We start from the raw sequence: 26020 nt of genomic DNA on the forward strand, positions 1-26020 counted from the left end.
TCAATTAATCCTCGGTCTCAAGTTCTTCAGAATTCTCCAAATCCACATCTTCAGAACCCTCTGCTCTCACGGCAACTTTTGCCATAGCAACTACTTTGCTGTCATCCCCGGTTCGCATGGTCAAAACTCCATGAGCGGTTCGTCCTTGATTTGAGATGCTCGATACTTGAAGACGCAGCATAATTCCGTTATTGGTAATGACCATAAGTTCATCTTCCACCTGCACTACTTTGACACCAATGAGCATACCTGTTTTGGCATTTAACTTCATGACAATGACACCTTTGCCGCCCCGTCCCTGAACCCTAAATTCTTTAAGATTCGTACGTTTGGCAAAGCCATTTTCACTCATGGTTAAAAGTTCGCCTTCATCTCCGATGACATCCATACCAACAACTTCGTCGTTTTCTTCGAGCTTTATTCCTTTTACTCCTCGCGCTGTGCGACCCATATATCGTACGTCCTCTTGAGGGAAACGAATCGCAATCCCTTTCCGTGTCGCTAACAAAATATCATCTAAACCCTGAGTTAATTTCACTCCTATGAGTTCATCTCCCTCGTCAAGAGTTAAGGCTATTAAACCTTCCCGACGAGAAGAATCATATTCCTGAAGAGCAGTTTTCTTAAGAATACCTTTTTTAGTAGCCGTAATTAGAAAATAATCTGAACTATAGTCTTTAACGGCCATAACCGCAGTAATCATTTCATTCTGCGCCAAATTCAAGAGGTTAATAATCGCGGTTCCTTTGCCGGTACGGCTGGCCTCCGGAATCTCATGAGCCTTGAGACGATAGACTTTACCTTGTGACGTAAAGAAGAGAATATACTGATGGGTGGTTGTGATAAAAAGATGTTCCACAAAATCTTCTTCTTTGGTAGCCATTCCATGAACACCTTTACCGCCGCGATTTTGACTCTTATAAGTACTCAACGGCAAACGTTTTATATAGCCATAGTGGGTTACTGTGATGACAACCTCTTCTTCAGCAATCAGATCTTCAATATTCATTTTACTGACATCAACCGTAATAAGTGTATGGCGGGGATCGCCATATTTTTGTTTAATTTCTGTGATTTCGTTTTTAATAATTTCAATAACCATACTTGGCGATGCAAGAACCGATCTGAGATAAGAAATTGTTGTCATAAGCTCGTGATACTGATCTTCTAACTTTTCCCGTTCCAAACCTGTTAAGCGCTTTAAACGCATATCTACAATGGCTTGGGCTTGCTTTTCACTTAAGCCAAAGCGGTTTGATAAATTTTCTCGGGCATTTGCCTCATCTGCTGAAGAACGAATCGTTTCAATAACTTCGTCAATATGATCTAAGGCAATTCTCAACCCTTCAAGAATATGAGCTTCTGCTTCTGCTTTATTTAATTCAAATCTTGTTCTCCGAACAATAACATCCTTTTGATGTTCAACAAAGTAATGGATCATATCTTTCAGAGTAAGAACTCTCGGTTGACCGTTAACAAGTGCTAACAAATTGACACCGAAAGTTTCTTCCATCTGAGTATGTTTATAAAGCTGATTCAAAATAATTTGAGGATTAACATCCCGCCTCAGCTCAATAACAATACGCATACCGGAACGATCCGATTCATCTCTCAGGTCGGTAATGCCATCCAGTTTTTTATCGCGCACAAGCTCGGCAATCTTTTCAATGAGTTTGGCCTTATTAACAAGAAAAGGAATTTCCGTGACAATAATTTTTGTCTTACCGGCTTTCTCCATAGGCTCAATTTTTGCTTTGGCTCGGGTTTTAATAGAACCACGGCCTGTCGTATAAGCAGCTTGAATTCCTTCGTAGCCCATAATTGTTCCGCCTGTTGGGAAATCAGGACCTTTAATATAATTCATTAAATCAATACTGGATAACTCGGGATTATCCAATAAAGCAACCGTAGCGTCAATAACTTCGCTTAAGTTATGCGGCGGTATATTCGTAGCCATGCCTACGGCAATTCCCGAAGAACCATTCACTAATAAATTAGGAAATTTAGAAGGTAATACAGTAGGCTCATCCTGTTTCTCATCATAGTTTGGAGTAAAGTCAATGGTATCTTTATCGATATCCGCCAACATATACGTAGCCATTCTAGCCATCCGCAATTCTGTATAACGCATGGCAGCGGCAGAATCCCCGTCAATCGAACCAAAATTTCCATGTCCGTCAATAAGTGGATAGCGGCTGGCAAAATCTTGCTCCATACGAACTACTGCATCGTAAATCGAAGCATCCCCGTGTGGGTGAAATTTAGCCATGCAATCCCCGACAAGCCTTGCCGACTTACTGTAAGGTTTATTAGGGGTCATACCTAATTCGTGAAGAGTAAAAAGAATTCTGCGGTGAACCGGCTTCAGTCCATCCCTAACATCCGGCAACGCCCGGCTGACAATAACACTCATAGCATAGTCAATATAGGACTTTCGCATTTCATCCGCAATTTCAACGGGAAGAACTTTTCCCTCTTGGATTTCCTCCGACATGAGTGAGCACTCCTTTAAGTATCCAAATTACGTACGTCTTTAGCGTAGCGGTGAATAAAATCCCGGCGCGGTTCAACTTTGTCACCCATCAAATCAGAAAACATTCTCTCGGATCTAATGGCATCTTCGATCGTCACTTGTAGAATTGTACGTTTTGCCGGATCCATTGTAGTTTCCCATAATTGTTCAGGGTTCATTTCTCCCAAACCTTTATAGCGCTGAATTTCAACCTTTTCACGGCCTATTTTATCTAATGTTTTGTTGAGTTCACCATCAGAATAGGCGTATTGAATATCTCTCCCTTTTTTAACCTTAAAAAGTGGAGGCTGGGCAATATAAACGTAATGATGTTCAATCAGCGGTTTCATATAGCGGTAAAAGAAAGTTAACAACAGAGTCCGAATATGCGCTCCGTCGACATCAGCGTCTGTCATAATGATCAACTTATTGTAACGAGCCTTGCTGATATCAAAATCATCCGAGATGCCGGTTCCCATCGCCGTAATCATGGCTCGAATTTCAGCATTTCCTAATATTTTATCAAGTCTCGCTTTTTCTACATTTAAAATTTTTCCCCTTAACGGCAATATAGCCTGAAAGCGCCGGTCACGTCCTTGTTTTGCGGAACCCCCTGCGCTGTCACCTTCTACGAGATACATCTCACAGAGATCCGGCTCTTTCCAAGAACAATCCGCCAATTTACCTGGAAGTGAAGTGCCCTCAAGAGCACTTTTGCGGCGGGTTAAATCTCTTGCCTTACGGGCGGCATCCCTCGCCCGAGCAGCTTGAACCGATTTATCAATGAATTTTCTTGCCAAAGTTGGATTTTCTTCAAGAAAAGTGCCAAGCCCTTCTCCTGTGGCAGAGTCGACAATCCCCCGAATCTCACTGTTTCCAAGTTTCGTCTTTGTCTGACCTTCAAATTGCGGATCAGGAACTTTTACAGATATAACCGCGGTTAATCCTTCGCGAATGTCATCACCGGACAGGTTTGAATCAGAGGCCTTTAATAGATTATTTTTGCGTGCATAGTCATTAATTACCCGGGTTAAAGCAGCTTTAAAACCGGCTTCATGGGTACCGCCTTCTTGGGTATTAATATTATTGACATAAGAATACAGATTTTCGGAATAACTATCATTGTACTGGATACTTACCTCCACTTGAACCTGATCCTTCATAGTTTCAATAAAAATAGGCTGAGGATGCAAACAATCTTTACTTTTATTGAGGTAAAGAACAAAATCCTGGATACCACCTGTATGAAAGAACGTTTCGTTTATGTCCGTGCGCTCATCAAAAAGATTAATTTTAACATTTTTATTTAAAAACGAAAGCTCTCGCAGCCTATGGGCTAAAATATCAAAATCATAGACTGTATCTTCAAAGATTTCCGGATCAGGTATAAAGGAGATTTTCGTACCTGTTTCTTCTGTGGTTCCTAAATCGATAAGCTCAGAAGTAGGTTTTCCTTTGGCGTATTCCTGATGAAAAACATGTCCGCTTTTAGAAACTTCCACAATAAGCCATTGTGATAAGGCATTGACGACACTTAAACCTACTCCATGCAAACCGCCGGAAACTTTATAAGCGCTTTCACTCCCGCCAAATTTTCCTCCGGCATGCAATACGGTCAAGCACACTTCCACTGTGGGTTTTCCCATTTTAGGATGAATATCCACAGGTATTCCCCGTCCATTATCAATTACAGTAATACTATTTTCTTTATGAATATAAACATCAATTTGATCACAAACACCGGCTAACGCTTCATCAATACTATTGTCTACAATTTCATAAACGAGGTGATGAAGGCCTCGGCTGCTCGTTGAACCAATATACATACCAGGGCGTTTACGTACAGCTTCTAGTCCTTCAAGAACTTCAATCTGCCCCGCATTATAATTGTCACTTGGATCTTGAATATTGAAATCTGTATTTTCTTGCAAAGCTGTTTCCTCCCAAAATATACCTTCAACCTTATTATTGTACACTAAATCGCAAAATGTTTCAATTTCCTTACCAATGAATAATTGCCGCTAATGTCTTTTCAAAAATACGACTCTCGTCGGCACAGGATTTTTGAAATTTATCCATATTTTCTACTCATCAAGAGCAAAAAACGATCGTTTAAATAATGTAGTTGAAGAAATGGGAGATAAAAAATAGCTATCATTTGTGATAATCAGAGATTTTTCCTTACCAGGCTCAGAGATATATGCGAGTTTATGATTATCTTTAACGTTATTCAAAAAATTATTGTTTGTTTTCCCTTCCGATGCAATTTCCAGGTCAATAATTGCTACAACCTTGTCCTTTTTGATCAATACGTCCCCACCAAGATGCAAATACATTTATCGTTCCCTCCTTATATGCCCCTGTTCAACATGATATAATGCGCCGTCATCAAGGCGGCTCTCAGCACCCGTCATGGTAATCAATGTCTGAATACGTGAAGACTCAATAAACTTTATTAGATAGTTTCTCCTGAAACTGTCAAGTTCAGACAAAACATCGTCTAAAAGAAGAAGAGGATATTCTCCCTTTTCTTGACGTATGAGTTCTAATTCGCCCAATTTTAAACTCAAAACTATAGAACGTTGTTGACCTTGTGAAGCATAAAGACGTGCAGGTTTATCATTTAAAAGTATATGCAAATCATCACGATGGGGGCCGACAAGGACCATCTGTCGTTCTATTTCTTGTTCCATTTTCTGGTTTAATAATTCAGGCAATTCCGCAAGAGCTTCTTGGAATTCCTTTTTACCTAAAGCATAGTAATAGATCTTAAGATTTTCTTGTTGCGACGTAAGATTTACATAGATCTGATCAGCAACTTCTTGGATGCGGTTTGTCAGCTCTATACGCTGCAGAATAATCTTTTCACTTAATTCAATAATTTGTTTATTCCAAAGCTCCAGTTGAGCATATTTAGAAGACCGCTCGATATGGGCTTTTAAAAGAGCACTTTTTTGCTGAATTACTTTGTTATAAGCATTAAGAATACTTACATATCCCGGTCGAATCTGGGCGATATGCAAATCTAAAAATCTTCTCCGCTCCGAAGGTCCTCCTTTGATCATAATAAGATCATCCGGCGAAAAAAAGATGACATTAATTGTCCCGACAAAATCAGATAAACGCTGGCAAGGAACTTGATTGATTTTTACACGTTTCTTTCGGTCTTTATAATGACTCTCTAAGAAGACTTTATGGTGATTTACAATAAAATCACCATAAAGATGGAACTCTTGTTGATTCCATTTTAAAAGTTCATGTTCACGTTGCACTCGATAGGATTTTCCAGTCAAAAGATAATAAATTCCCTCAATGATATTTGTTTTGCCTTGTCCGTTATTCCCCACCAAGACATTAATTCCAGGCATAAATTGAATGGACTCGTCATCATAGTTACGGAAGTTCTGTAAATGAAAATTATTGATATTCATCATTGCGAATTTAAGACATTCTAACAGGTAATACAAGGTAGAGATAATTGGGATTATCTAAAGGACGCATAACGCCCGGGCTGTACGGTCCTGAAAGTTCAAAAATGATTTGTTCACTGTCAATTACTTTTAAAGCATCGATTAAAAACTTAGCGTTGAAAGCGATCATGACATCTTTACCTTGCATGGAAATTTCCATTTGCTCAGAAATTTTACCTAATTCCGTTGTTTGATCTATTCTCAGTTGCGCACTTTCAACTTTAATTCGAATAATATTGCTCCCACTTTTATCATGGGATAACAAAGAAGCCCTTTCTACTGCCTCTAAAAAATTTCTGACGGAAAGATTAATTTTAGTTTCGCAAGTCTGAGGGATGACTTGTTTATAATTAGGGAACATTCCTTCAATTAACCTGGAAACTAAAAAAATTAAACCAAATTGGAAAACAATTTGTGATTTATTGAAACTAATCGCTAAGTATTCATCTTCATCTCGTAGTAAGCGATATATTTCCGACAATGTTTTGGCAGGTATAATCCCACTAAAATTTGCGTCTTCAGGATTGTCTATTTCGGAAATACTGTAGGCCAGACGATGGGTATCTGTTGCAACAAGACGGAGATTAGAACCTTCAATTTGTAAAAGGGTTCCGTTAAAAACAGGTCTATTTTCTTCCACAGCACAAGAAAATATAGTTTGTCTAATCATGTTTTTAAAAATCACTGTAGGTACATTAAAGGAAACCGGGTCGATTAAATCGGGAAGAAGAGGATATTCTTCAGGATCATATCCTCTTAAGGTTATTTCTGATTGATAATAATAAATTGTAATTGACCCGTCTTGTTCCTTTATTGTTATTGTTGTATCAGGTAATTTGCGTACAACTTCAGCAAAAAGTTTTGCGGGGACAACTATAACCCCTTCTTCTTCAATTTGAGCGGGAACTTCACAGCGGATGCCCAGTTCAAGATCCGTTGCTGCAAAGCGCAAACACTGTTGCTCGGCGCTTATTAAAATTCCTGAAAGAACGGGTAAAGTGTTCTTACTGGAAACCGCCCGCTGAACGGCATTTACTCCGGAAAGAAGCGAATCCTTTGAGCAGAAGATTTTCATATTGAATCCTCCTAAAAATTTTCCCAGTTCTAAATTACGCTGAGTATTAATAAGATAATAATTAGTAGCTATAGTAGTATTCCTTGTCAACATGTGGATAAGTCAATTATAGAGGCAGAATCTCTGTATTTTATAGTGTTGAAAAAGGGGTGGACAAACAGATAATTTTTATCCACATGTCCACAAATTATAAAATGTCTTTATTTTATTAAGATAGTGTAAACAGTTTATCCACATACACCTACAAGTACAGGTTTATTATTCGTTTTGGATTCGTTGAATTATTTCATTGACCTTTTTTTCTAGGATGGGATCATTTTGTACAGCCTGAGATATTTTTTCCTGAGCATGCATTACCGTTGTGTGGTCTCTTCCGCCAAATTCATCGCCTATCTTTGGCAAAGAGGAGTCGGTTAATTGGCGCGATAGATACATGGCAATTTGGCGAGGAAAAGCAACGGCTTGAGTGCGTTTCTTGGCTTTAAATTCATTGGGGGACAAGTGAAAATAATCTGCTACAGCTTTTTGAATGGAATCAATGGTAATCTGTTTGGGGTTATTTGTAGGTAAAATATCTTTAAGAGCCTCCATAGCAACTTCTGCTGTAATAGGTATTGAACTTAAAGAGGCAAAAGCGATGACTCGAATTAGGGCTCCTTCGAGTTCCCGAATGTTTGTATGTATTTTATCAGCAATGTAAACCATTACTTCATTCGAGACTTGCAAATTTTCAACCTTGGCTTTTTTTCTTAAGATAGCGATTCTGGTTTCCAGATCAGGAGCTTGAATATCTGTGATCAGGCCCCATTCAAATCTCGAACGCAAACGATCTTCTAACGTGGGAATTTCTTTTGGCGGGCGGTCTGAAGAAATAATAATTTGCTTATTCGCTTCGTGCAGGGCGTTAAATGTATGGAAAAATTCTTCTTGAGTGCGTTCTTTTCCAGCCAAAAATTGAATATCGTCAATTAAGAGAATGTCCACGTTTCTATAATGATTGCGAAATTCAATGGAATTTTCATCGCGAATTGAATCAATAAGTTCATTGGTAAACTTCTCGCTTGAGACATAAAGAACTCTTGTATTAGGAGAACGTTGAAGAACGTGATGGCCAATGGCATGCATAAGGTGGGTTTTTCCCAGACCTACACCTCCGTAAATAAACAGGGGATTGTAGGATTTAGCGGGTGATTCCGCAACAGCAAGAGATGCAGCGTGTGCAAAACGATTGCTGTTGCCGATAACGAAGGTGTCGAAGGTATATTTGGAATTGAGAGAGTTTGGCAAAGGTTCACTTTGTTTTAAGACGGCTTCAGACATCATGGATGGTGGGGTTCGTTCTTCAGCCATAGATTCTTCTGGGTTGGGAATAACAAAGCGGAGGCTTACAGAATGCCCCAACACTGACTGGACAGAGGACCGAATCAAAGATGCATATCGACTTTCCAACCAATCTTTAGCGAAATCATTAGGAACACTGATTACTAAAGTATCCCCATCCATCATTAAAAGTTGGGTAGAACTTAACCAGGTTTCAAAACTTGGTTTGGTTAGTTCGTTTTTCAGTTTTTCAAGTGTTTCCTGCCACAATAGGTGAGGTGAGATTGGTTGTGGTGGCATGAATGGACCTCCCTTGTCTAAGAATGTAAGATTAATGACAATAAAAAAGTTATACACAAACTTATACACATTTGTGGATAACTTGATCAAATTGCGAGCTGTGGATAATAAAAAATAAGTTTGCAGTTGCTGTAAGCTGGTGTGAAATTATAATATCAAGTTTTTAAAAGGTTATCAACAGGAAGATTTCGTGTTTTATTAAATTATTCACAGTGGATAACTTATATGGAACCTTATGTTATCCACATCTTACCGTAAGGCCTTGCTTGACAGAACAAAAATTATTAGAGTATAATCTTTAAGTAAGTCTGTTGCTTAGGATGTTTTTGCTATTCATAAAAGGAGGTGTCTTTAAATTGAAGAGAACATATCAACCAAAGAATCGCCGCCATAAGCGGGTTCATGGTTTTTTAAGCCGTATGAGTACGCCAACAGGGCGAAATGTGATAAAACGCCGTCGATTAAAAGGTCGGAAGAAGTTGTCAGTTTAAGGCCGCAATTATGTGGCCTTTTTTTTAAATGGATTATTAATTTGCTCCAAAAGGCTATAAAAGGTTTAAATATTGTCTTCAGGAGTTAAAATATGAGAGAATTGTCACGGATATAAGCCTGGAGGAATTATGCTAAAAAGAGAGTTACGTTTGCGCAAAAAGTCAGGCTTTCAAGCAATATTTGCGAATGGAAAAAACTTTTCTGCTAAATATGCCGCTGTCTATATTTTTAAAGGAGATAAACAATCTTTCGGATTTATTGCTTCAAAAAAAATCGGCAATTCAGTTCAACGGAATCGTGCTAAGAGACTTTTGCGTGAAGTTATACGGCTACATATCTTGGAAATAAAACCCGACTTGCAAATTATTTTTATTGCAAGAGCTAAGATCAAAGGAGTTTCCTTTATCGAAGTCGAAACGTCTATCATGATGATGTTAAAAAGGGCGAATGCTTTAATTTTGAAATGAGTCTTTAATGTGAAACATTTATTAGTATTAGTGCTGAGATTTTATCAAAAATTTATTTCCCCTTTAAAAGGACAAACATGCCGTTTTTATCCGACATGTTCTGAATACTCTATTCAGGCGCTGCAAAAATACGGTCTTTGGCGAGGGAGTTATAAATCACTCATTAGAATTTTAAAATGCCACCCGTTTCATCCTGGAGGGCATGATCCAGTTTAAGGAGGGCTTCTGTGAATATTATTGTGCATTGGATGACGTATTTGTTAAATATACTTTATAATCTGTCATCTACAGTAGGGCTGCCTAATTATGGTGTTGCGATTATCTTATTAACAATTTTAATCAAGACGATTATCTATCCTTTAACTTATAAACAAATGGCTTCGATGCGCAAAACAGTCGATCTTCAGCCAAAAATTAAAGCAATCCAAGCAAAGTATAAAAATGATAAAGAAAAAGCAAATGCTGAAATTATGGAATTATATAAGCAACATAAAGTGAACCCTATGGGTGGCTGTCTTCCTATTGTTGTGCAGTTGCCGATTTTCTGGGGCTTATACAGCACTCTTCGAAATTTTCCTTATGGAAATTCTGCTGCTTCCGCTCACTGGTTTTTAGGCTTTGATTTAACAAAGGTCTATGGTTTTAGCCCGTCTTATCATATTATTTTGCCTTTATTTGCCGCAGCTACGACGTATTTGCAGACAAAAGTTACGAATCCGAATGCATCGACAGATCCAACCCAAAAAACGATGTTATATATAATGCCTTTATTTTTTGCCTATATTAGTGCCACGGTACCATCCGGTTTGGCTTTATATTGGGTAACTATGAACTGTGTCTCGATTCTTCAACAGCTATATATTAATCGTAAACTGTCGAATCAAAAGAAAAGCGCAGCATAGATAACGAACGGGGAAGACGTGAGGAGGATCGTTCATGAAGGTTGCAGAGAAAACCGGAAAAACGGTTGAAGAAGCGATCGCAGCTGGAATTCAGGAATTGGCCGTTGATCGTCAATATGTCAATATTGAAGTTCTTGAAGAACCTGCAAAAAAGGGATTATTCGGTCTTTTCGGGACAAAACTGGCTAGAGTTAGAGTTTCTTATGAAGATGATCCTGGAATATTAGCAACTGAGTTTATTAATGACGTTTGTCAGGCTATGGGGGTTAAAGCAGGTGCTCAGATAAGTAAGAATGCTGAGAATTGGCATATAAATATCACCGGACCGGATCTTGGCATCTTAATTGGTCGGCGGGGAGATACTTTGGATGCCCTGCAATACTTGACAAATTTGGCGGTTGCTAAAAAGTTATCCGAGCGGGTGCGAATTATTGTCGATGTAGAAGGGTATCGCTTGCGTCGCGAAGAGACTTTGATTCGTTTAGCTAAACGCTTATCGGAAAAGGTCAAACGAACAGGTGTGAGAATTGTGCTAGAACCTATGAATCCTCATGAACGGAGAATTATTCACACTTCTTTACAGGATGATACAAGGATTTCCACTTTCAGTGAAGGTGATGATCCTAATCGGCGTGTCGTTATTGCCCTTAAAAGAGGTTAAGTTTCTTTAAACAACCTTTCAACTTAATGTTTTATTAAAAATGGTGGAGATATTTAGGTTGAGGGGAAGAATCCCCTCTTTTTTTATCATTTGTTTATGTAATTGGAGATGATCAGGTGGAAGAAACTATTGTGGCAATGGCCACAGCAATGGGAGAAGCGAGTGTTCACATTATCAGATTAAGTGGACCTCAAGCGGGAAATATCATTGAGGAATGTTTTGAACCTCGGTCCAAAGAACGATGGTTGCGTAAGGATAATTTCACCTTAAACCTCGGTATTTTTCGAGACGAAGGTCATGTTCTTGATGAAGTTTTGATTGGCAGAATGTTTGCTCCCAGCTCTTTTACGGGTGAAGATGTCTATGAGGTGAATTGCCATGGCGGGCCTTTCGTTGCTCAAAGAATTTTACGTGCTTGTCTTCGTCACGGGGCTCATACTGCTGAAGCCGGAGAATTTTCCAAACGGGCTTTTTTAAATGGTAAGCTGGATCTGGTTCAGGCGGAGGCTATTATTGATTTAATTAATTCACGTACAGAGACTTCTGCTGATTTAGCTTTGTCTCAGTTAAGTGGAGGATTGTCCCAAAAAATTTTAAATCTTAGGGAAGCTATTCTGAAGATTTTGGCCTTCATTGAGGCAGGTATTGATTTTCCCGAAGATGATGTTGAAAGTTTGGATCGAGAAACTTTAGATAAAGATTTAGCCGAAGTTTTAGTTTTAACTCAAAATCTTTTGTCGGGAAGCAAGACAGGAAAAATTATTAGGGAAGGTCTGCTTACCGTAATTGTAGGTAGGCCGAATGTCGGCAAATCTAGTTTGCTTAATGCTTTATTGCAAGAAGAGCGGGCTATCGTGACAGATATTCCCGGCACAACACGAGATGAAATCAGAGAATCTGTCAGTGTTGGGGGGATACTTTTGCAATTAGTAGATACTGCGGGGATTTGGGAAACTGAAGATGTTGTTGAACGTCTTGGGATTGAGAGAACATGGAAGGCTTTGAAGACTGCGGAACTGATTTTACTGGTTGTGCAGGCGAATCTTCCTCTTTCGGATGATGAAAGATATATACTTAAAGAGTATTCCGATAAAGTGGTGGTTCTTGTTAATAAAATTGATTTAATGAAGCCTGATGAAAATATTGTTATGGAAGATGTTGGCTGCTGGATACCTTTTTCAGTCCTTCAACAAAAGGGTTTTAACAAGCTGGAAGAAGAAATAAAAAAGAGAGTATATCAAGGAGAGGTTATTAATAAAGAAGATTCTTTCCTTTCAAATCTTCGCCAGATTTCTTCTTTAGAGCATTGTTATACCGCGCTCACCCAAGCTAAAACCAGTTTGGATCTCTCCATGCCCTGGGATATTCTTTCCATTGACATTAGGCGAGCTCTTCAATATATTTCCGAGATAACCGGACATAATGTTCAAGAATCATTGCTCGAAGACATTTTCTCTCGATTTTGTATTGGAAAGTAGGTTCGACCTTGGAATATTTTGCTGGAAAATATGATGTTATTGTCGTTGGCGCAGGACACGCAGGATGTGAAGCTGCCCTTGCCGCTGCCCGACTGGGTTGTGAGACATTATTGTTAACTTTAAATCTGGATACAATTGCCCATATGCCTTGCAATCCATCGATTGGGGGACCTGCGAAGGGGCATTTGGTGCGTGAAATTGATGCCCTTGGCGGGCAAATGGGGATTAATGCGGATGAAACCTCGTTACAAGTCAAAATGTTAAATACAGGAAAAGGCCCGGCTGTTTATGCTCTGCGGGTGCAGTCCGATAAACAAGCTTATCAGAATCAGATGCGGGCAACTTTATTAAAACAGCCGAAGCTTACAGTTGCTCAAGGGCTGGTCGAGCGGATTGTGGTCGACCAGCATCAGGCAGCTGGTGTTGTAACAAGGACTGGAGCCCGTTATGAAGCTCAAAGTATCGTTTTGACAAGTGGAACTTACTTGCGAGGGAGAATTATTCTCGGTGATTCAATGTATGAAGGTGGGCCGAATGGACAGATGCCGGCTCTAAGTCTGTCGGAATCTCTTAAAGAACATGGCATTGAGCTGGGCAGATTTAAGACTGGAACTCCGCCAAGAATTCATCGTCATTCTGTCGATTATTCGCAGCTGCGTATTCAACCTGGTGATGACTCCTTATGGTCTTTTTCATTTTTGCCTACAGAAAGCATTTTCTGGCATAGAGACCCTTCTCTGCAAATTCCTTGTTGGCTCGGATATACATCTAAGGAGACCCATAATATTATCCGTGAAAACCTTTATCGTGCACCTCTTTATTCCGGAAAAATCGAGGGGATTGGACCACGCTATTGTCCTTCAATTGAAGATAAGGTTGTCCGTTTTGCGGAACGCGACGCTCACCAGATTTTTTTGGAACCTGAAGGCTGGAATACTGATGAGCTTTATGTTGCGGGGTTATCGACCAGTATGCCGGAGGAAGTTCAGATCCGGATCTTGCAAAGTATTCCCGGTCTTAGATATGTTAAAATGCTGCGGCCTGGTTATGCTATTGAGTATGATTATGTTTTTCCTCATCAACTGACGATGGGTCTAGAGCTTCGGCAATTGCCCGGTTTATTTACTGCCGGTCAATTAAATGGGACTTCAGGTTATGAAGAAGCTGCAGCTCAGGGATTAATGGCGGGTATTAATGCGGCAATGCGTTCCTTGGGTAAAGAGCCTTTTATTCTTCGCCGTTCTGATGGATATCTGGGGGTTATGATTGATGATCTGGTTACTAAAGGGGTAAAAGAGCCTTATCGCCTTTTGACCTCGCGCGCTGAGTATCGTCTTGTTCTGAGACAAGATAATGCTGACCTGAGGCTGACTGAAAAAGGACGGTTTCTTGGTTTAGTAGATGACAAGCGCTGGGCGCGTTTTCAGACAAAGAAAAAGAACTTTGAAGAGATCATCAAGCTTTGGAAGTCTACTGTTTTTTCTCCTATCAATCAAAGTTTAACGACGGTAATGGCAAGTGCGAAATCAACCCCAACCAGCGGAGGAATAAATGCTCAGGATTTAATGCGCAGGCCGGAAATTACTTTGGATCATATGATTCAGCTTCTTCCTCAACTGGCAGACTATGATCAAGAGGTTTTAGAGGAAGCGGTTATTGAAACAAAATATGCGGGCTATATTGAAAAGCAATGGTCAGATATTGAGAGATTTGCCAAAATGGAAGATAGAATCTTACCTAAAGACTTTAATTATGAAAATTTAAAAGGTCTGTCTACTGAAGGCCGGCAAAGGCTTATTGAGGTGCGGCCCCATAGTCTGGGGCAGGCTTCTCGAATTACCGGCGTTAGCCCCGCTGATATTTCCGTTTTGCTTGTTTTCCTTGAGCAACGGCAACGAGGGGGTAAAAGGTAATGTTCCAAGAATATGCCTCTCAAATTCAAGCTTCAACTAAGCTCTACTTAGGCTACGACTTGTCGGATAAGCAAATTCAGGATTTGTCTCTTTTTGGAGATCTATTGCTTGATTGGAATCAAAAATTAAATCTTACGAGAATCCTTGATCCTCAGGAAATTATTTTAAAGCATTTTATAGATTCCATGGTTTTGGCAAGCTATATTCAGGGAACTAAATTTGTAGATTTAGGAACGGGTGCCGGCTTTCCGGGTATTCCACTGAAAATTCTTCGACCTGACTTGAAGGTTTTTTTAGTTGATTCTTTGAAAAAACGCTTAGACTTTATTGATATTGTTATTTCTCGTCTTGGTTTGAAAGAAACCAGGACAATTCATTCCCGGGCTGAGGATTTTGGGCGTGATCACCATTATCGGGGTCAATTTGACACTGTGACCTGTCGAGCTGTAGCTCGACTACCCGTACTCGTTGAATTTGCGCTCCCCGTCTTAAAAGTTAATGGCTTGTTTCTTTCACCTAAAGGTTTGCAGGCTCAAGAGGAATTAGATGAGTCTATTGCTGCATTAAATCTCTTGGGTGGCAAGGTTGAGAGCCTTCAACGCTATTCCCTCGGTGAAAGTGCGGAACATAGGGCGATTATCAGCATTCGCAAGATTAAGGAGACCCCTCCCGCTTATCCGCGGAAAGCGGGAATTCCGGCTAAGCATCCTTTATTATAATTACTTTAGAATAATAATTAATTGATCTTAAAATCACGAATACTTGAGCTTTGCTTATTGAAGTAAAGCTCTTTTTATCCTTTATTATGAAGGTAATATGAAATTAATGTCGAATTATACTTTTGATTAACCTACTAGCCGAAAAAGGGACTTGGCTATGTTACCGCTTTGCGATTTTTGCGCAGGCAAGGGGTTAGCCGCACTTATGCCCTATAAAGCAGCAAACAAATTATCCTTTTTAGCGGTATAAGAAAAAGAATTGAGGAGGTGCGATTTGGACGAGTCACAAGAGAAAAGAGCTAAGTTTGGAAGAGATGAAGTCGCGGCTACAGAAGTGTATGGTCATAATCGCAATCCTGTAAAAAGGAGACGTCGGGCCGGGAAAAATCGCATATTGAACAAAAAGGCTGTTCTAATTGTTTCGGGGATTGTATTGCTTCTCTTGCTTGCTGTTACTATTCCAGTGGTTTATTATACTTGGGATCACCACACAATTGTTGAGGGAGTTAAAATTGCCGGTGTTAATGTCGGGAATATGACTCAGACTCAAGCCCAAGCTGCTTTAGATCAGGAAATTACACATCTTAAGAGTCAGACCTTAGCTTTGGATGCCGATCAAAAAACCATTAATATTTCACTAGGAGATTTAGGACTTTTGGTTTCTGGTGATCAAGCTTTGCAAAATGCTTACGCTATTAGCCGTAAGGGTTCTTTTTACTCTAAGATCTCTGCAAAGATGAATGCTGCCAAAGGTGTTGATTTTAATCTTACATCTAATTGGGATGACAAAAAAATGACGGAGACTTTAAACAGCCAGTTGGGAAGCTACAATAAACCGGCTGTTGATGCCTCTTTTGCAATTACTCCTCAAAATACTATGAATATTAAAGGCGAACAGAATGGTTCAAATTTTGATCTTGACGCTCTAAAGACTCAAATCAAGGCGCTGGATATTTTCCATCCGAGTTCTGGCGTTAAAGTAGCTTTTAAAGATCAATCGCCACAGGTAACTGCGGCTCAGTTAGAAAGCCAGAAAATCACCGGTCTTTTGGCAACTTATACAACGCATTTTGATCCCTCCCAAGTTGAGCGTTCAGAGAATGTTCGCCTTGCTGCTAACGCACTTGATAAGGCGGTTGTTAAACCAGGCGATATTTTATCCTTTAATAATATCGTTGGTGAGCGGACCGTCGAAGGAGGATATAAAGACGCTTATATAATTGTAGACGGTAAGTTTGTACCGGGATTGGCCGGAGGCATTTGCCAGGTTTCCAGTACGCTCTATAATACCGGTCTTTTAGCTAACCTTCCGGTTGTACAGCGATCGAATCACGATTTGGCGATAACTTATGTTCCTTTAGGACAAGATGCGACGGTTGCCTATCCGGACCTGGATTTAAAGTTTCAGAACAATACGGGTGCTTATTTATTGATTCGTACTAAAACCACTTCGAACTCTTTAACTATTGAGCTTTATGGCAAGGTTGTCCCAGGACAGACAGTGGAAATAGCAAATACAACAGAATCTGTGACTCAGCCGGATGAACAGCATGTTGTAGATCAAACTTTAAAACACGGTGTTTCTGTGATTAAGCAACAAGGTCAGCCCGGTTATCTTGTTAAATCTGTGCGAACTGTTAAAATTGATGGCAAGGTTGTGAGCACTGATCCTTTGAAACAAAGTGTTTATGTACCTTTACCTAAAATAATAGCTAGCGGACCTTGATGACCTTCTTTATAACTACAGCGAAGCAAATATTTCTCTTAATGAATAAAAAAAGCGTTCTAAACGCTTTTTTTATTGGAAGGGGTTTGATAGTATTTAGAGTATGTGTTGGATATTTTTAGTGTAGTTCGTTATAAAGGAAGTGTATGCCGTTGACGACCAAAGTAATTGCTATCGCCAATCAAAAAGGCGGAGTAGCAAAAACCACGACAGCCATTAATTTAAGTGCTTGTTTGGCTGAACTTGGGAATAAAGTTTTACTTATTGATTTGGACCCCCAAGGAAATGCAACGAGTGGCATAGGTATCTCAAAGCATAAATTGACCAAGTGTATTTATGATGTGCTCATTAATGACATCCCAATTGAGCAGGTAATTCAAAAAACCGATCAAAAGTCCTTGAAAGCTATACCTGCCAGAATTCTCTTGGCTGGAGCCGAAATTGAACTTGTTTCTCAAGATTCAAGGGAAACTAAATTACGGCTTGCTTTAGAGAGTATTAAAAAAGATTATGACTTTATATTTATTGATTGTCCGCCTTCTTTAGGTTTACTGACTATCAATGCTTTAACTGCTGCTACTGATGTTTTAATTCCTATTCAATGCGAGTATTACGCGTTGGAAGGTTTAACGCTTTTAATGAATACTTTAGAAATGGTTCGCAAACATCTCAATCCTGGCTTAAATATCTTGGGGGCTTTGTTAACGATGTTTGACGCTCGAACAAACTTAGCTATTCAGGTTGTTGATGAAGTCAAAAAGTATTTTCCTCAAAAAGTGTTTCAAACGATAATTTCTCGTAATGTTCGCCTGAGTGAAGCACCTAGCCATGGAAAACCGATCAATGTTTATGATAGCCGTTCAAGAGGTGCAGAAGTTTACCGTGATCTTGCGAAGGAGGTTCTGGAACGTGTCTAAGAAAGGATTGGGACGTGGACTTCAGGCACTTTTGTCTGACGAGCTGGCTGGTAACTCTGTGATTAAAGAAATCCCGCTTTCTGAAATAGAGCCTAATCCTGGGCAACCACGCCGCGAATTTGATTCTCAGGCTTTGAATGAATTGGCAGATTCAATTCGCGAACATGGTTTGCTTCAGCCTATTTTAGTACGACCGTCAGGTGATCGTTATCTGATTATCGCCGGGGAAAGACGCTTGCGTGCCGCTAAAATTGCCGGCCTCTCTGTTATTGAGTGTATCGTACAAATTTGTGACGATCAACAGATGGCCGAACGGGCACTTGTTGAAAATATACAACGGGCTAATCTTTCTCCTTTAGAGGAAGGAATTGCTTATCGCCGTCTTATTGATGAATATGGTTTGACTCAGGAGCAAGTTGCGCAAAGGGTTGGTAAGGCTCGGGCAACAGTGGCAAATTTGCTGCGTATTATTCAATTGCCGGAGGTTATCCTTGAAATGCTCAAAGCTGACAAGCTTTCTTTGGGTCATGCCAAAGTACTTTTAGGTATTAAAGACTCCTCTTTACAAGTTATCGTTTCTGAAAAAGCAGCTAAAGAACAATTGTCAGTCAGAGAAACTGAGGAACTAATTGACCGCCTTACCCAGCAGACACCAAAAGTTAGATTAGCAGTAGAACAACCTCCGCTTTTGCACAATGTTGAAGATCGCCTCAGAGCCAGCTTTCAAACAAAAGTCCAGCTAAAAGGAAATCTTAAACGAGGTAAGATTGAAATCCAATATTTTTCCGAGGATGAATTGAATAGGCTCTTAGACATATGGAATATTCAAATGGAATAATTTCTGCTAATGTTCCACGTGGAACAAAATGCTGTTAATTTTCATAGGGTAGGCGCTTCGATTTAGGATGTTCCACGTGGAACATTAGCTCAAATTAGTGGCTTTAATTAGTTAAGTAAAAATTAATAATTACTGATCAGAAAGAGGAAAGACAGAAAATGTTCCATGTGGAACAAACAATTAATCTGAGAAACAATAGTTAGAAAAGATAAGGAAAAGAAAAAAGTAAAATTAGTGAGGAGATTATTCTTAAAATAAAAACATAGGCCTGTTAAAAGGAACTTGGAAAATCAGCTATGGTAGCCAACTAAAAAGGATATCTACCGCTGGCTAAATGCGTATTCTGGAAGGTGGTTAATTAGGTGCTGGGAACAATAGTAAATACAATAGCTATTGTGATAGGCGGATTCGCGGGACTACTTTTTGGTCATGCCCTGCCGGAAAAAATGAAAAGTACGGTAATACAAGGAATTGGCTTGGCCGTACTGCTCATTGGCGGCAGTATGGCGCTACAGACAAAGAATTCCCTAGTCGTTATAGCAAGCCTGGTAATAGGTGGAATTTTAGGAGAATGGATTGATATAGAACTTCGCTTAAAGGAGTTTGGTCAATGGTTAGAAAGTAAATTTACCAAGAAGGGAGAAAAATCAGGATTCACCAAAGCTTTTGTCACAGCAAGCCTTATTTACTGCGTTGGCGCGATGGCTATCATGGGATCACTGGAAAGCGGCCTGAAAGGTAATCACAATATACTCTTCGCTAAATCTATGTTAGATGGGATATCAGCAATAGTATTTGCCTCCTCAATGGGAATAGGTGTGATAGCGTCGGCGATTCCTGTCTTTTTATACCAAGGGGCAATAACCTTGGGAGCAGGATTGCTTCAAGGCATATTATCAGGACCGGTGATTGGCGAAATGGGGGCTACGGGCGGCTTGTTGATTGTGGGCATTGGCATAAATATCTTAGAAATAAAAGAAGTAAAAGTGGGTAATCTATTACCGGGGATATTTATTGCTATTCCGATTACCCTTTTGTTCACGAAACTTCATCTAGGTATGTAAAAAGCAAGTAATGCAAATTATACTTTCGGCAGTAAACTAAAGGAGGAACTCACCGTTGACAATATTGAGTGGTATGATGCCCGTGATTTGGTGGACATTCGGGGCATTAGCTGTGCTTTTGCTGATTGCATATATCATAGTTATTCTGTTATTTCGACGTATGAAGCGTTTTGAAACAGCTTATTTGAGTCTAAAGACATTTATGTCGGGAAATGATTTGGAGAAAATGCTTCAGGGTTATACCGAAAAAGTAGCGGAACAAGAAGAAAGACTTAAACAATGCAGTGCCAGGTTGGACCCTCTAGAGTTAAAATTGAAAGCCAGCGTTGATCGCGTTGAAATGGTACGCTATAAAGCTTTCGAAAACGTTGGCAGTGATTTAAGCTTTGCGATGGCCTTATTAAATCAAGACGGAGACGGAATTGTCTTAAATTCAATTCATAACCGCGAAGAATCAAGAGTATATGCTAAACCTATAAGCCGGGGAGAATCAACATATGTCTTATCTAATGAGGAAAAAGAGGTTATTTCCAAAGCCATGGTAGGCCCTAAGGTATAATTTTAATGATAGCAAATTTTTAAATATGAGTGAGTGATAAGTGAACTGATATTCTCGGACATTTTATAAACCAGATTAAGGCGGGTGTTTTGCAATACCATAAATTCCATAAAACCGCCTACATTGACGATACCGGTCAAGTGAGCCTCTCCCACCTCGGGCAATTGTTTATGGACTCCGGCTCCAGGTTTTAAAGGACCATCAGCCAGGGTAATGCAACCTACAGAGTCCATACGCCCGAGACAGGCATCCACAGCAATAACGAAAGGGTTATAGTAAGATTCTTCGATGAACCGGATAGTCTCACCCAGATTGGTTGCGTGAACTGGCTCATCAAGAGTGCCGAAAACATGGAGCTGCGGAAGTTTTAAGCGTGAAAGCTGGGTTCCGATCAGTGGTCCGAGCGCATCTCCCGTCGAACGGTCTGTGCCAATGCAAAGAATCACTGCCGGTCGTTTCTTCGCTGAAGTGAAAAGCTCTGAAAGCCTCGTTTCCAATTTTGCCTTTGCAGAATTGTCATCAACGTGGGCTTTAATTTTTTGTGGTTCATGCAGCAATGAAAAGAAACTCACAAGCTCCCCCCTAAATCCTCTACTCCTAACTTATAATCATCTATTATATTTTCCAAAGGAGACCCCATTTATGCATTAGATATCTCTTCGGACCATAAGTATGATGGCGAGGAGGGAAAAGCATGAAATGGAAAACAACGTTTCAAGTCGCAGCTACCTATGTAGGTGCAGTTATGGGGGCGGGGTTTGCATCTGGCCAAGAAATACAACAGTTTTTTGCTCGTTTTGGAGGATGGGGATTAGCGGGAGTTTTGGTAAGCACGATGTTGTTTTCTCTCTTAGGGTGGAGCATGTTGGATCTTCAAGAACGCTGGAAAGTGTCATCCTACCCTGAGTTTTTTGATCATTTACTTAGTGGCAGATGGGGCAGATGGGCAGATGGACTAGTCAGCGTCCTTTTGTTCGTAGGAATGATGGCGATGATGTCGGGAAGCGGAGCACTCTTTCAGGAATATTTCGGTTTTTCCAGATGGTTTGGGATTGTACTGACCGGATCAATAATCGCTTTAGCTTTATGGTTTCGAGGTGAAGGGGTTTTGTGGATCAATACCGTCCTGATACCTTTAAAGTTTGTATTTTGTCTTGGAATTGCAGCATTGGCTGTCTTTTTAGCTAAGTCGGGAGATGGAGAAGGGATTGTAGTTTTAACTAATCCGATCGTAAAAAATTGGGCTTTTTCTGCCGTCTTATATGTATCGTTTAATTTAACCTTAGCCATGGTTGTCTTTGCCTCCCTTGGCAAAGATGTTCAAAGAGCCGGGGCCAGATTGGGAGCAGTATTAGGCGGAGCTGCCCTAGGAATTTTTGCATTTGTCATAGGTGCGGCTTTACTAAGATTTCCTGAAGTATTGGGCTTAGAAATTCCGATGGTTGCAGTGGCAGGAAAATTGGGTGACTGGCCGGAATTCTTTTATGTTATTGTGCTTTGGCTGGCAATGATTACGGCAGCCATAGGAAATGGCTTTAGTCTAGTTAGCAGGGTCGTCGAAACCGGCATACTTACCTACAATAAAGCGGCATTTATACTCTTATGTCTGTTATTGCCTATAGCAGGAGTGAAATTCTCTCAGATTGTCCAGTTTGTGTACCCCTTGTTCGGTTACTTGGGATTGGCTTTTTTGCCCATGATCCTATTCTTTTGGTTAAAACGGTAGAGGAAAACAATCAAATCCGTCGAAGTTCCTAATAATTTGGATTGTCGGCAAAGAGATTTGGTCATTCTAAAAACAGGAATCCAATAGTCTTGCAGGAGTGACTCTGATGGGTAAAACAAAGTTTTAGTTATGCAAGCAAAAATCTTTGAGACTTGAAAGAGCTTTAAATCTTTTGAAAAGAGCTCTTTAACTTGGCAATAAAGAAGACTTGATTCAGGTGGAGTTTTAATTCCATCTGAATCTTAGTTGCCCTTATCCAGGGACTCAGCCGCTCTTAACTCACCGCTTGCCGAAGCGGGAGTCTTAGAGCGGATTAGTCAGCGGATAAATTTTTGCCGGAATTTAGCTAATCATTTAGCTAATAATTTTAGTTAATAAATAAAAATAAGGGGAACAGAAATGGCTGATAGGAATTATTTAATTGGGACTGCAGGACATGTTGATCACGGTAAAACTGAGTTAATTCGGGCACTCTCCGGTATTGAAACGGACCGTTTGCTTGAAGAAAAGCAACGAGGGATTTCCATTGAATTGGGATTTGCCCATATGGTTCTGCCGAGTGGAAGAAAAGTTGGTATTGTCGATGTACCGGGACATGAAAAGTTTGTACGTCAAATGATGGCCGGAGCCAGCGGCATGGATATTGTCCTGCTAGTAATAGCAGCCGACGAGGGAATTATGCCCCAGACAAAAGAACACTTAGAAATTCTGACGCTGCTGGGGATTCCACGCGGAATCGTAGTCTTAAATAAAACAGATCTCGTAGATGAGGAATGGCTTGATCTCATGGAAGAAGATGTTCGGGATAAATTAAAGAAAACTGTCTTTCAAAACGCGCCGATATGCCGGGTTTCCGCACTTAAGGGAGATGGAATAGACGCCTTGCGCAGGGAAATTGAAGCCTTGCTTGCGGAAGTAGAAAGTAAGACTTCAGAAGGGCCGGTACGTATGCCTATAGATCGGGTTTTCAGCGTTCAGGGGTTTGGTACCGTGGTGACGGGAACCTTGCAAAGCGGGACGGTAAGTCTCGGTCAAGAGTTAGCTATCGAGCCGGGAATGATTTTGACAAAAGTAAGGTCTTTGCAAGTACATAATCAAAAAATGAAAACGGCAAGTGCGGGACAGAGGGTGGCCGTAAATCTTGCAGGTTTGGAAGTTGCGGAAGTTGAGCGAGGCTCCGTGCTGGTATCTCCCAGGGTATTTCAGGTAGGCAAAATACTTGACCTGAATTTGCTCAATCTTGCCTCTGCGGAGAGACCTATTACGCAAAGACAACGGGTGCGCTTTCATTTGGGTACAACTGAGGTTTTAGGCAGAGTTCATTTATTAGATCAGGAAGAGCTTGCTCCGGGGCAAGAAGGCTTTGCTCAAATACTGCTTGAAGAACCCGTGCTGGCAGCGTCCGGAGATCGTTTTGTTCTGAGGTTCTACTCTCCTACTCAAACAATTGGGGGAGGAAAAGTACTGGGGGTAGCATCCCTTAAACAAAAAAGGTTTAAACAAAGTGTGATAGAGCAGATGAAAATCAAAGACTTAGGGGACCCGCTTGATCTGCTGGAAAAAGAGATTGCAGAACCAAGAAATAGCTCTGAATTGCTTACCCGTTTGCAGGTCAACAGGGATGAATTAGATAAACGCTTAGGTTCGTTGGAAGAGCAGCAAAGAGTGGAAATTTTACCGGCCGATGAGACAAAACTTTATTGGAGCAGCGAAGCAGCCCAAAAATGGCGTGCTAAATTGGTCGATATTGTAAAAGCATACGAGGAATCAAACCCCCTGCGTCTTGGCATGAGCAGAGAAGAGCTGAAAACCCGCCTTGGTGTACAATGGCCGAACCATCGTTGGCAAACAGTTCTTGAACAAGGGGCCATAAAGAATTATTACCGGGTGAGCGGCAGTAAAGTCCGAACAAATGTAAATGCAGATCTGCCTCTCGTGATAGCAAAGCGTCTGGACGATTTAAGAAAGAAATGGCAAGACGCAAAACTTACTCCTTTTGATTTTTTCAGTGTTGCGGAATCTTTAGGAATTCCCAAAATTGAGGCTTCGGAGTACGCTCAATACTTATGCGAGACGGGAGAATGGCTTCATATCGAACATTACTATTATCAGCGAAAAGATATAGAAGACGCCCAAAAAAATTTGTTGGATTTTCTTAAGTCCCATGAAGAAATTGGAGTCTCAGAAGCCCGCGAGTTATGGGGAACTTCCAGAAAGTATGCCGTACCGCTGCTGGAGTATTTTGATTCTCTAAAGATAACTAAGCGCATCGGAGACAAGAGAAAACTGTACTAATATTGTCCTGAAACAGAATTTCATAATTGACACAATGGTGTAACAGATATAAAATAATCTAGTATAGACGCTAAATTAATTTGCAATCTGTAGTATAACTGTTGTGCGGGATATCCTGGCATTGCTGCCAGGTTTTTTTCCGGGGTAGGCAATAATTTCTAGTCAGAGGAGTGATATAGGGATCTGAATGTAAAATTTGGAATCCGGAATCTATAAGCTGCAACGTAATTTAATAGGGAGTCATAGGAATTAGAAAACTAGAGAAATAATTGGAGGAATAAGAGTGAAAAAAGCTAAAGTACTACTAGGTATAGCAGTGATCATGTTGGGGATGGTCTCTGGCTGTGGCAGCGCAGGGACCGCGAAAGATACCGGAGACATTAAAATTGGCGGGGATCTGGAATTATCAGGTGGTGTGGCGACATATGGACAATCTGTTTTGAACTCAGTTAATTTGGCTTTTGCAGATCAAAATCAGAAAGGCGGCGTTCTTGGCAGACAGCTGCAATTTGTCACCGCTGACAATAAATCAGAGGCCGGTGAGTCAACATCGGCAATCACTAAACTAATTACCCAGGACAAAGTTGTAGCGGTACTTGGTGCTGTAACAAGCTCAAATACCAAAGCAGCGGTTCCTGTTGCGATGGATAACAAAATTCCGCTTATTACACCGACCGCAACTAATTCAGAAGTCACAGTTAACAAAGATGGGTCCTTAAATTCATGGGTATTTAGAAGCTGCTTCTTAGATCCTTTCCAAGGGAAAGTAGCTGCCAATTTTGTTTTAAATACTCTTAAAGTAAAAAATGCGGCTGTATTTATCGATCAAAAAGATGATTATTCTAAAGGCCTGGCAGCTGAATTCAGCAAAGACATTAAAGATAGCGGCGGAACGATTACGGATACAGAGAATTATGTTGGCGGAGACAAAGATTTCAAGTCAACATTGACAAGAATTAAAGCAAGTAATCCGGAGGTTGTCTTCGTTCCCGGTTATTACAATGAAGTAGGTTTAATTGTCAAACAAGGCCGGGAGCTTGGCATAACGGTGCCTTTTGTTGGAGGAGACGGCTGGGATTCGGCGCAATTGCCCGAGCTGGCAGGAGCGGCAAACCTTAATAATACTTATTTCGTAAATCATATGTGGGCGGAAGACCCTGCCACAAAACCTTTTGTAGAGGCTTATAAAGCGAAGTATAATACAGAGCCCGACGCTTTGGCAGCTTTGGGGTATGACGCGGCGGAAATGCTGATTTCGGCTATTAAAACAGCCGGAAGTACCGATGCAGAAAAAATCAGACAAGCTTTAGAGAATACAAAAGATTTCAGTGGGGTCACCGGGGTTATTACTGTAGATCCTAAAACTCACAATCCCGTGAAAAGCGCAGTCATTATCAAGATGGTGGATGGGAAAAAGACGTTGTTAACACACGTTAATCCATAATTCGAAATTTTCAGTAAGTGAAATATGACTTATAACAGATTGGGCCTTGACTAAATCTTATACAAAAGATAAAATTAGCATACAGAGCTTAGCTAACTTTTTTTAGAAGTTATCCAATATGAATAAGGCGGAGAAGCCCCAG

At 40.4% G+C, this 26020-nt stretch carries 23 protein-coding genes; 16 read left to right on the plus strand and 7 right to left on the minus strand.

Going from position 1 to position 26020, the window contains the following annotated elements:
- Positions 1-4: 4 nt before the first annotated feature.
- The 6 genes from gyrA to dnaA form a co-directional block, all read right to left on the minus strand.
- The gene (gene gyrA / locus REC12_RS02420; protein WP_308892115.1) at positions 5-2494 is read right to left on the minus strand and encodes a DNA gyrase subunit A; all 2490 of its coding nucleotides are present in this window, start codon (positions 2492-2494) and stop codon (positions 5-7) included.
- Positions 2495-2508: 14 nt separating this feature from the next.
- Positions 2509-4443, minus strand: coding sequence for a DNA topoisomerase (ATP-hydrolyzing) subunit B (gene gyrB, locus REC12_RS02425; protein ID WP_308892117.1), 1935 nt, complete (start codon positions 4441-4443; stop codon positions 2509-2511).
- A 153-nt stretch (positions 4444-4596) separates the two neighbouring features.
- A complete protein-coding gene (gene remB, locus REC12_RS02430) occupies positions 4597-4848 on the minus strand; it encodes an extracellular matrix regulator RemB (protein WP_308892118.1) in 252 nt (83 codons plus the stop codon).
- Positions 4849-5943: a DNA replication/repair protein RecF gene (gene recF / locus REC12_RS02435; protein ID WP_308892187.1), complete on the minus strand. Its 1095-nt coding sequence runs from the start codon at positions 5941-5943 to the stop codon at positions 4849-4851.
- 10 nt (positions 5944-5953) lie between these two features.
- Positions 5954-7057 (minus strand): DNA polymerase III subunit beta, encoded by a 1104-nt coding sequence (gene dnaN, locus REC12_RS02440; protein WP_308892119.1) that lies wholly within the window; start codon positions 7055-7057, stop codon positions 5954-5956.
- Between the two features lie 258 nt (positions 7058-7315).
- Positions 7316-8677: a chromosomal replication initiator protein DnaA gene (dnaA, locus tag REC12_RS02445; protein WP_308892120.1), complete on the minus strand. Its 1362-nt coding sequence runs from the start codon at positions 8675-8677 to the stop codon at positions 7316-7318.
- 356 nt (positions 8678-9033) lie between these two features.
- Here dnaA and rpmH point away from each other — a divergent pair, with 356 nt between their 5' ends.
- From rpmH to REC12_RS02510, 13 genes are all read left to right on the plus strand, one after another.
- Entirely contained in the window at positions 9034-9168 is a 135-nt protein-coding gene (rpmH, locus tag REC12_RS02450; protein ID WP_007777819.1) for a 50S ribosomal protein L34, read from the plus strand.
- 129 nt (positions 9169-9297) lie between these two features.
- Positions 9298-9636, plus strand: a complete 339-nt coding sequence (gene rnpA, locus REC12_RS02455) for a ribonuclease P protein component (protein WP_308892124.1) — start codon at positions 9298-9300, stop codon at positions 9634-9636.
- 9 nt (positions 9637-9645) lie between these two features.
- Positions 9646-9852 carry a membrane protein insertion efficiency factor YidD gene (gene yidD, locus REC12_RS02460; RefSeq protein WP_308892126.1) on the plus strand — a complete coding sequence of 69 codons (207 nt, stop codon included), beginning with the start codon at positions 9646-9648 and terminating at the stop codon, positions 9850-9852.
- A gap of 11 nt (positions 9853-9863) precedes the next feature.
- Entirely contained in the window at positions 9864-10538 is a 675-nt protein-coding gene (locus REC12_RS02465; protein WP_308892128.1) for a YidC/Oxa1 family membrane protein insertase, read from the plus strand.
- A gap of 34 nt (positions 10539-10572) precedes the next feature.
- Positions 10573-11199: an RNA-binding cell elongation regulator Jag/EloR gene (gene jag / locus REC12_RS02470; RefSeq protein ID WP_308892130.1), complete on the plus strand. Its 627-nt coding sequence runs from the start codon at positions 10573-10575 to the stop codon at positions 11197-11199.
- A gap of 116 nt (positions 11200-11315) precedes the next feature.
- On the plus strand, positions 11316-12677 hold the full coding sequence (mnmE, locus tag REC12_RS02475; RefSeq protein WP_308892132.1) for a tRNA uridine-5-carboxymethylaminomethyl(34) synthesis GTPase MnmE: 1362 nt from the start codon (positions 11316-11318) through the stop codon (positions 12675-12677).
- Positions 12678-12685: 8 nt separating this feature from the next.
- Positions 12686-14590 (plus strand): tRNA uridine-5-carboxymethylaminomethyl(34) synthesis enzyme MnmG, encoded by a 1905-nt coding sequence (gene mnmG / locus REC12_RS02480; RefSeq protein WP_308892133.1) that lies wholly within the window; start codon positions 12686-12688, stop codon positions 14588-14590.
- Positions 14590-15309 carry a 16S rRNA (guanine(527)-N(7))-methyltransferase RsmG gene (rsmG, locus tag REC12_RS02485; protein ID WP_308892134.1) on the plus strand — a complete coding sequence of 240 codons (720 nt, stop codon included), beginning with the start codon at positions 14590-14592 and terminating at the stop codon, positions 15307-15309. Before mnmG ends, rsmG begins: the two co-directional genes overlap by 1 nt.
- 274 nt (positions 15310-15583) lie before the next feature.
- Positions 15584-17035: a VanW family protein gene (locus REC12_RS02490; RefSeq protein ID WP_308892136.1), complete on the plus strand. Its 1452-nt coding sequence runs from the start codon at positions 15584-15586 to the stop codon at positions 17033-17035.
- Between the two features lie 146 nt (positions 17036-17181).
- Positions 17182-17952, plus strand: coding sequence for a ParA family protein (locus tag REC12_RS02495; protein WP_308892137.1), 771 nt, complete (start codon positions 17182-17184; stop codon positions 17950-17952).
- Complete coding sequence (locus REC12_RS02500; protein WP_308892138.1) at positions 17945-18790, plus strand: ParB/RepB/Spo0J family partition protein; 846 nt, start codon at positions 17945-17947, stop codon at positions 18788-18790. The genes REC12_RS02495 and REC12_RS02500 overlap by 8 nt, the downstream gene beginning before the upstream one ends.
- A gap of 362 nt (positions 18791-19152) precedes the next feature.
- Entirely contained in the window at positions 19153-19854 is a 702-nt protein-coding gene (locus REC12_RS02505; RefSeq protein ID WP_308892140.1) for a DUF554 domain-containing protein, read from the plus strand.
- A 55-nt stretch (positions 19855-19909) separates the two neighbouring features.
- Positions 19910-20413, plus strand: coding sequence for a DUF4446 family protein (locus REC12_RS02510; RefSeq protein ID WP_308892141.1), 504 nt, complete (start codon positions 19910-19912; stop codon positions 20411-20413).
- A gap of 2 nt (positions 20414-20415) precedes the next feature.
- Here REC12_RS02510 and yyaC read toward each other — a convergent pair whose 3' ends face one another.
- Positions 20416-20985, minus strand: coding sequence for a spore protease YyaC (yyaC, locus tag REC12_RS02515; protein WP_308892142.1), 570 nt, complete (start codon positions 20983-20985; stop codon positions 20416-20418).
- A 122-nt stretch (positions 20986-21107) separates the two neighbouring features.
- Here yyaC and REC12_RS02520 point away from each other — a divergent pair, with 122 nt between their 5' ends.
- From REC12_RS02520 to REC12_RS02530, 3 genes are all read left to right on the plus strand, one after another.
- Positions 21108-22139: a YkvI family membrane protein gene (locus REC12_RS02520; protein ID WP_308892143.1), complete on the plus strand. Its 1032-nt coding sequence runs from the start codon at positions 21108-21110 to the stop codon at positions 22137-22139.
- A gap of 399 nt (positions 22140-22538) precedes the next feature.
- On the plus strand, positions 22539-24434 hold the full coding sequence (gene selB / locus REC12_RS02525) for a selenocysteine-specific translation elongation factor (RefSeq protein ID WP_308892145.1): 1896 nt from the start codon (positions 22539-22541) through the stop codon (positions 24432-24434).
- A 322-nt stretch (positions 24435-24756) separates the two neighbouring features.
- Positions 24757-25878 (plus strand): ABC transporter substrate-binding protein, encoded by a 1122-nt coding sequence (locus REC12_RS02530; protein WP_308892188.1) that lies wholly within the window; start codon positions 24757-24759, stop codon positions 25876-25878.
- Positions 25879-26020 lie beyond the last annotated feature (142 nt).

Origin of the sequence: Candidatus Desulfosporosinus nitrosoreducens (assembly GCF_030954495.1) — a bacterium.
Classification (GTDB): Bacteria; Bacillota; Desulfitobacteriia; order Desulfitobacteriales; family Desulfitobacteriaceae; genus Desulfosporosinus; species Desulfosporosinus nitrosoreducens.

What these genes read in the sequence shown, in the direction of transcription:
- gyrA (WP_308892115.1), bottom strand. Translation starts at nt 2,494, where the DNA reads ATGTCGGAGGAAATCCAAGAGGGAAAAGTTCTTCCCGTTGAAATTGCG.
- remB (WP_308892118.1), bottom strand. Translation starts at nt 4,848, where the DNA reads ATGTATTTGCATCTTGGTGGGGACGTATTGATCAAAAAGGACAAGGTT.
- recF (WP_308892187.1), bottom strand. Translation starts at nt 5,943, where the DNA reads ATGAATATCAATAATTTTCATTTACAGAACTTCCGTAACTATGATGAC.
- dnaN (WP_308892119.1), bottom strand. Translation starts at nt 7,057, where the DNA reads ATGAAAATCTTCTGCTCAAAGGATTCGCTTCTTTCCGGAGTAAATGCC.
- dnaA (WP_308892120.1), bottom strand. Translation starts at nt 8,677, where the DNA reads ATGCCACCACAACCAATCTCACCTCACCTATTGTGGCAGGAAACACTT.
- rnpA (WP_308892124.1), top strand. Translation starts at nt 9,298, where the DNA reads ATGCTAAAAAGAGAGTTACGTTTGCGCAAAAAGTCAGGCTTTCAAGCA.
- jag (WP_308892130.1), top strand. Translation starts at nt 10,573, where the DNA reads ATGAAGGTTGCAGAGAAAACCGGAAAAACGGTTGAAGAAGCGATCGCA.
- rsmG (WP_308892134.1), top strand. Translation starts at nt 14,590, where the DNA reads ATGTTCCAAGAATATGCCTCTCAAATTCAAGCTTCAACTAAGCTCTAC.
- REC12_RS02495 (WP_308892137.1), top strand. Translation starts at nt 17,182, where the DNA reads ATGCCGTTGACGACCAAAGTAATTGCTATCGCCAATCAAAAAGGCGGA.
- REC12_RS02520 (WP_308892143.1), top strand. Translation starts at nt 21,108, where the DNA reads ATGAAATGGAAAACAACGTTTCAAGTCGCAGCTACCTATGTAGGTGCA.
- selB (WP_308892145.1), top strand. Translation starts at nt 22,539, where the DNA reads ATGGCTGATAGGAATTATTTAATTGGGACTGCAGGACATGTTGATCAC.
- REC12_RS02530 (WP_308892188.1), top strand. Translation starts at nt 24,757, where the DNA reads ATGTTGGGGATGGTCTCTGGCTGTGGCAGCGCAGGGACCGCGAAAGAT.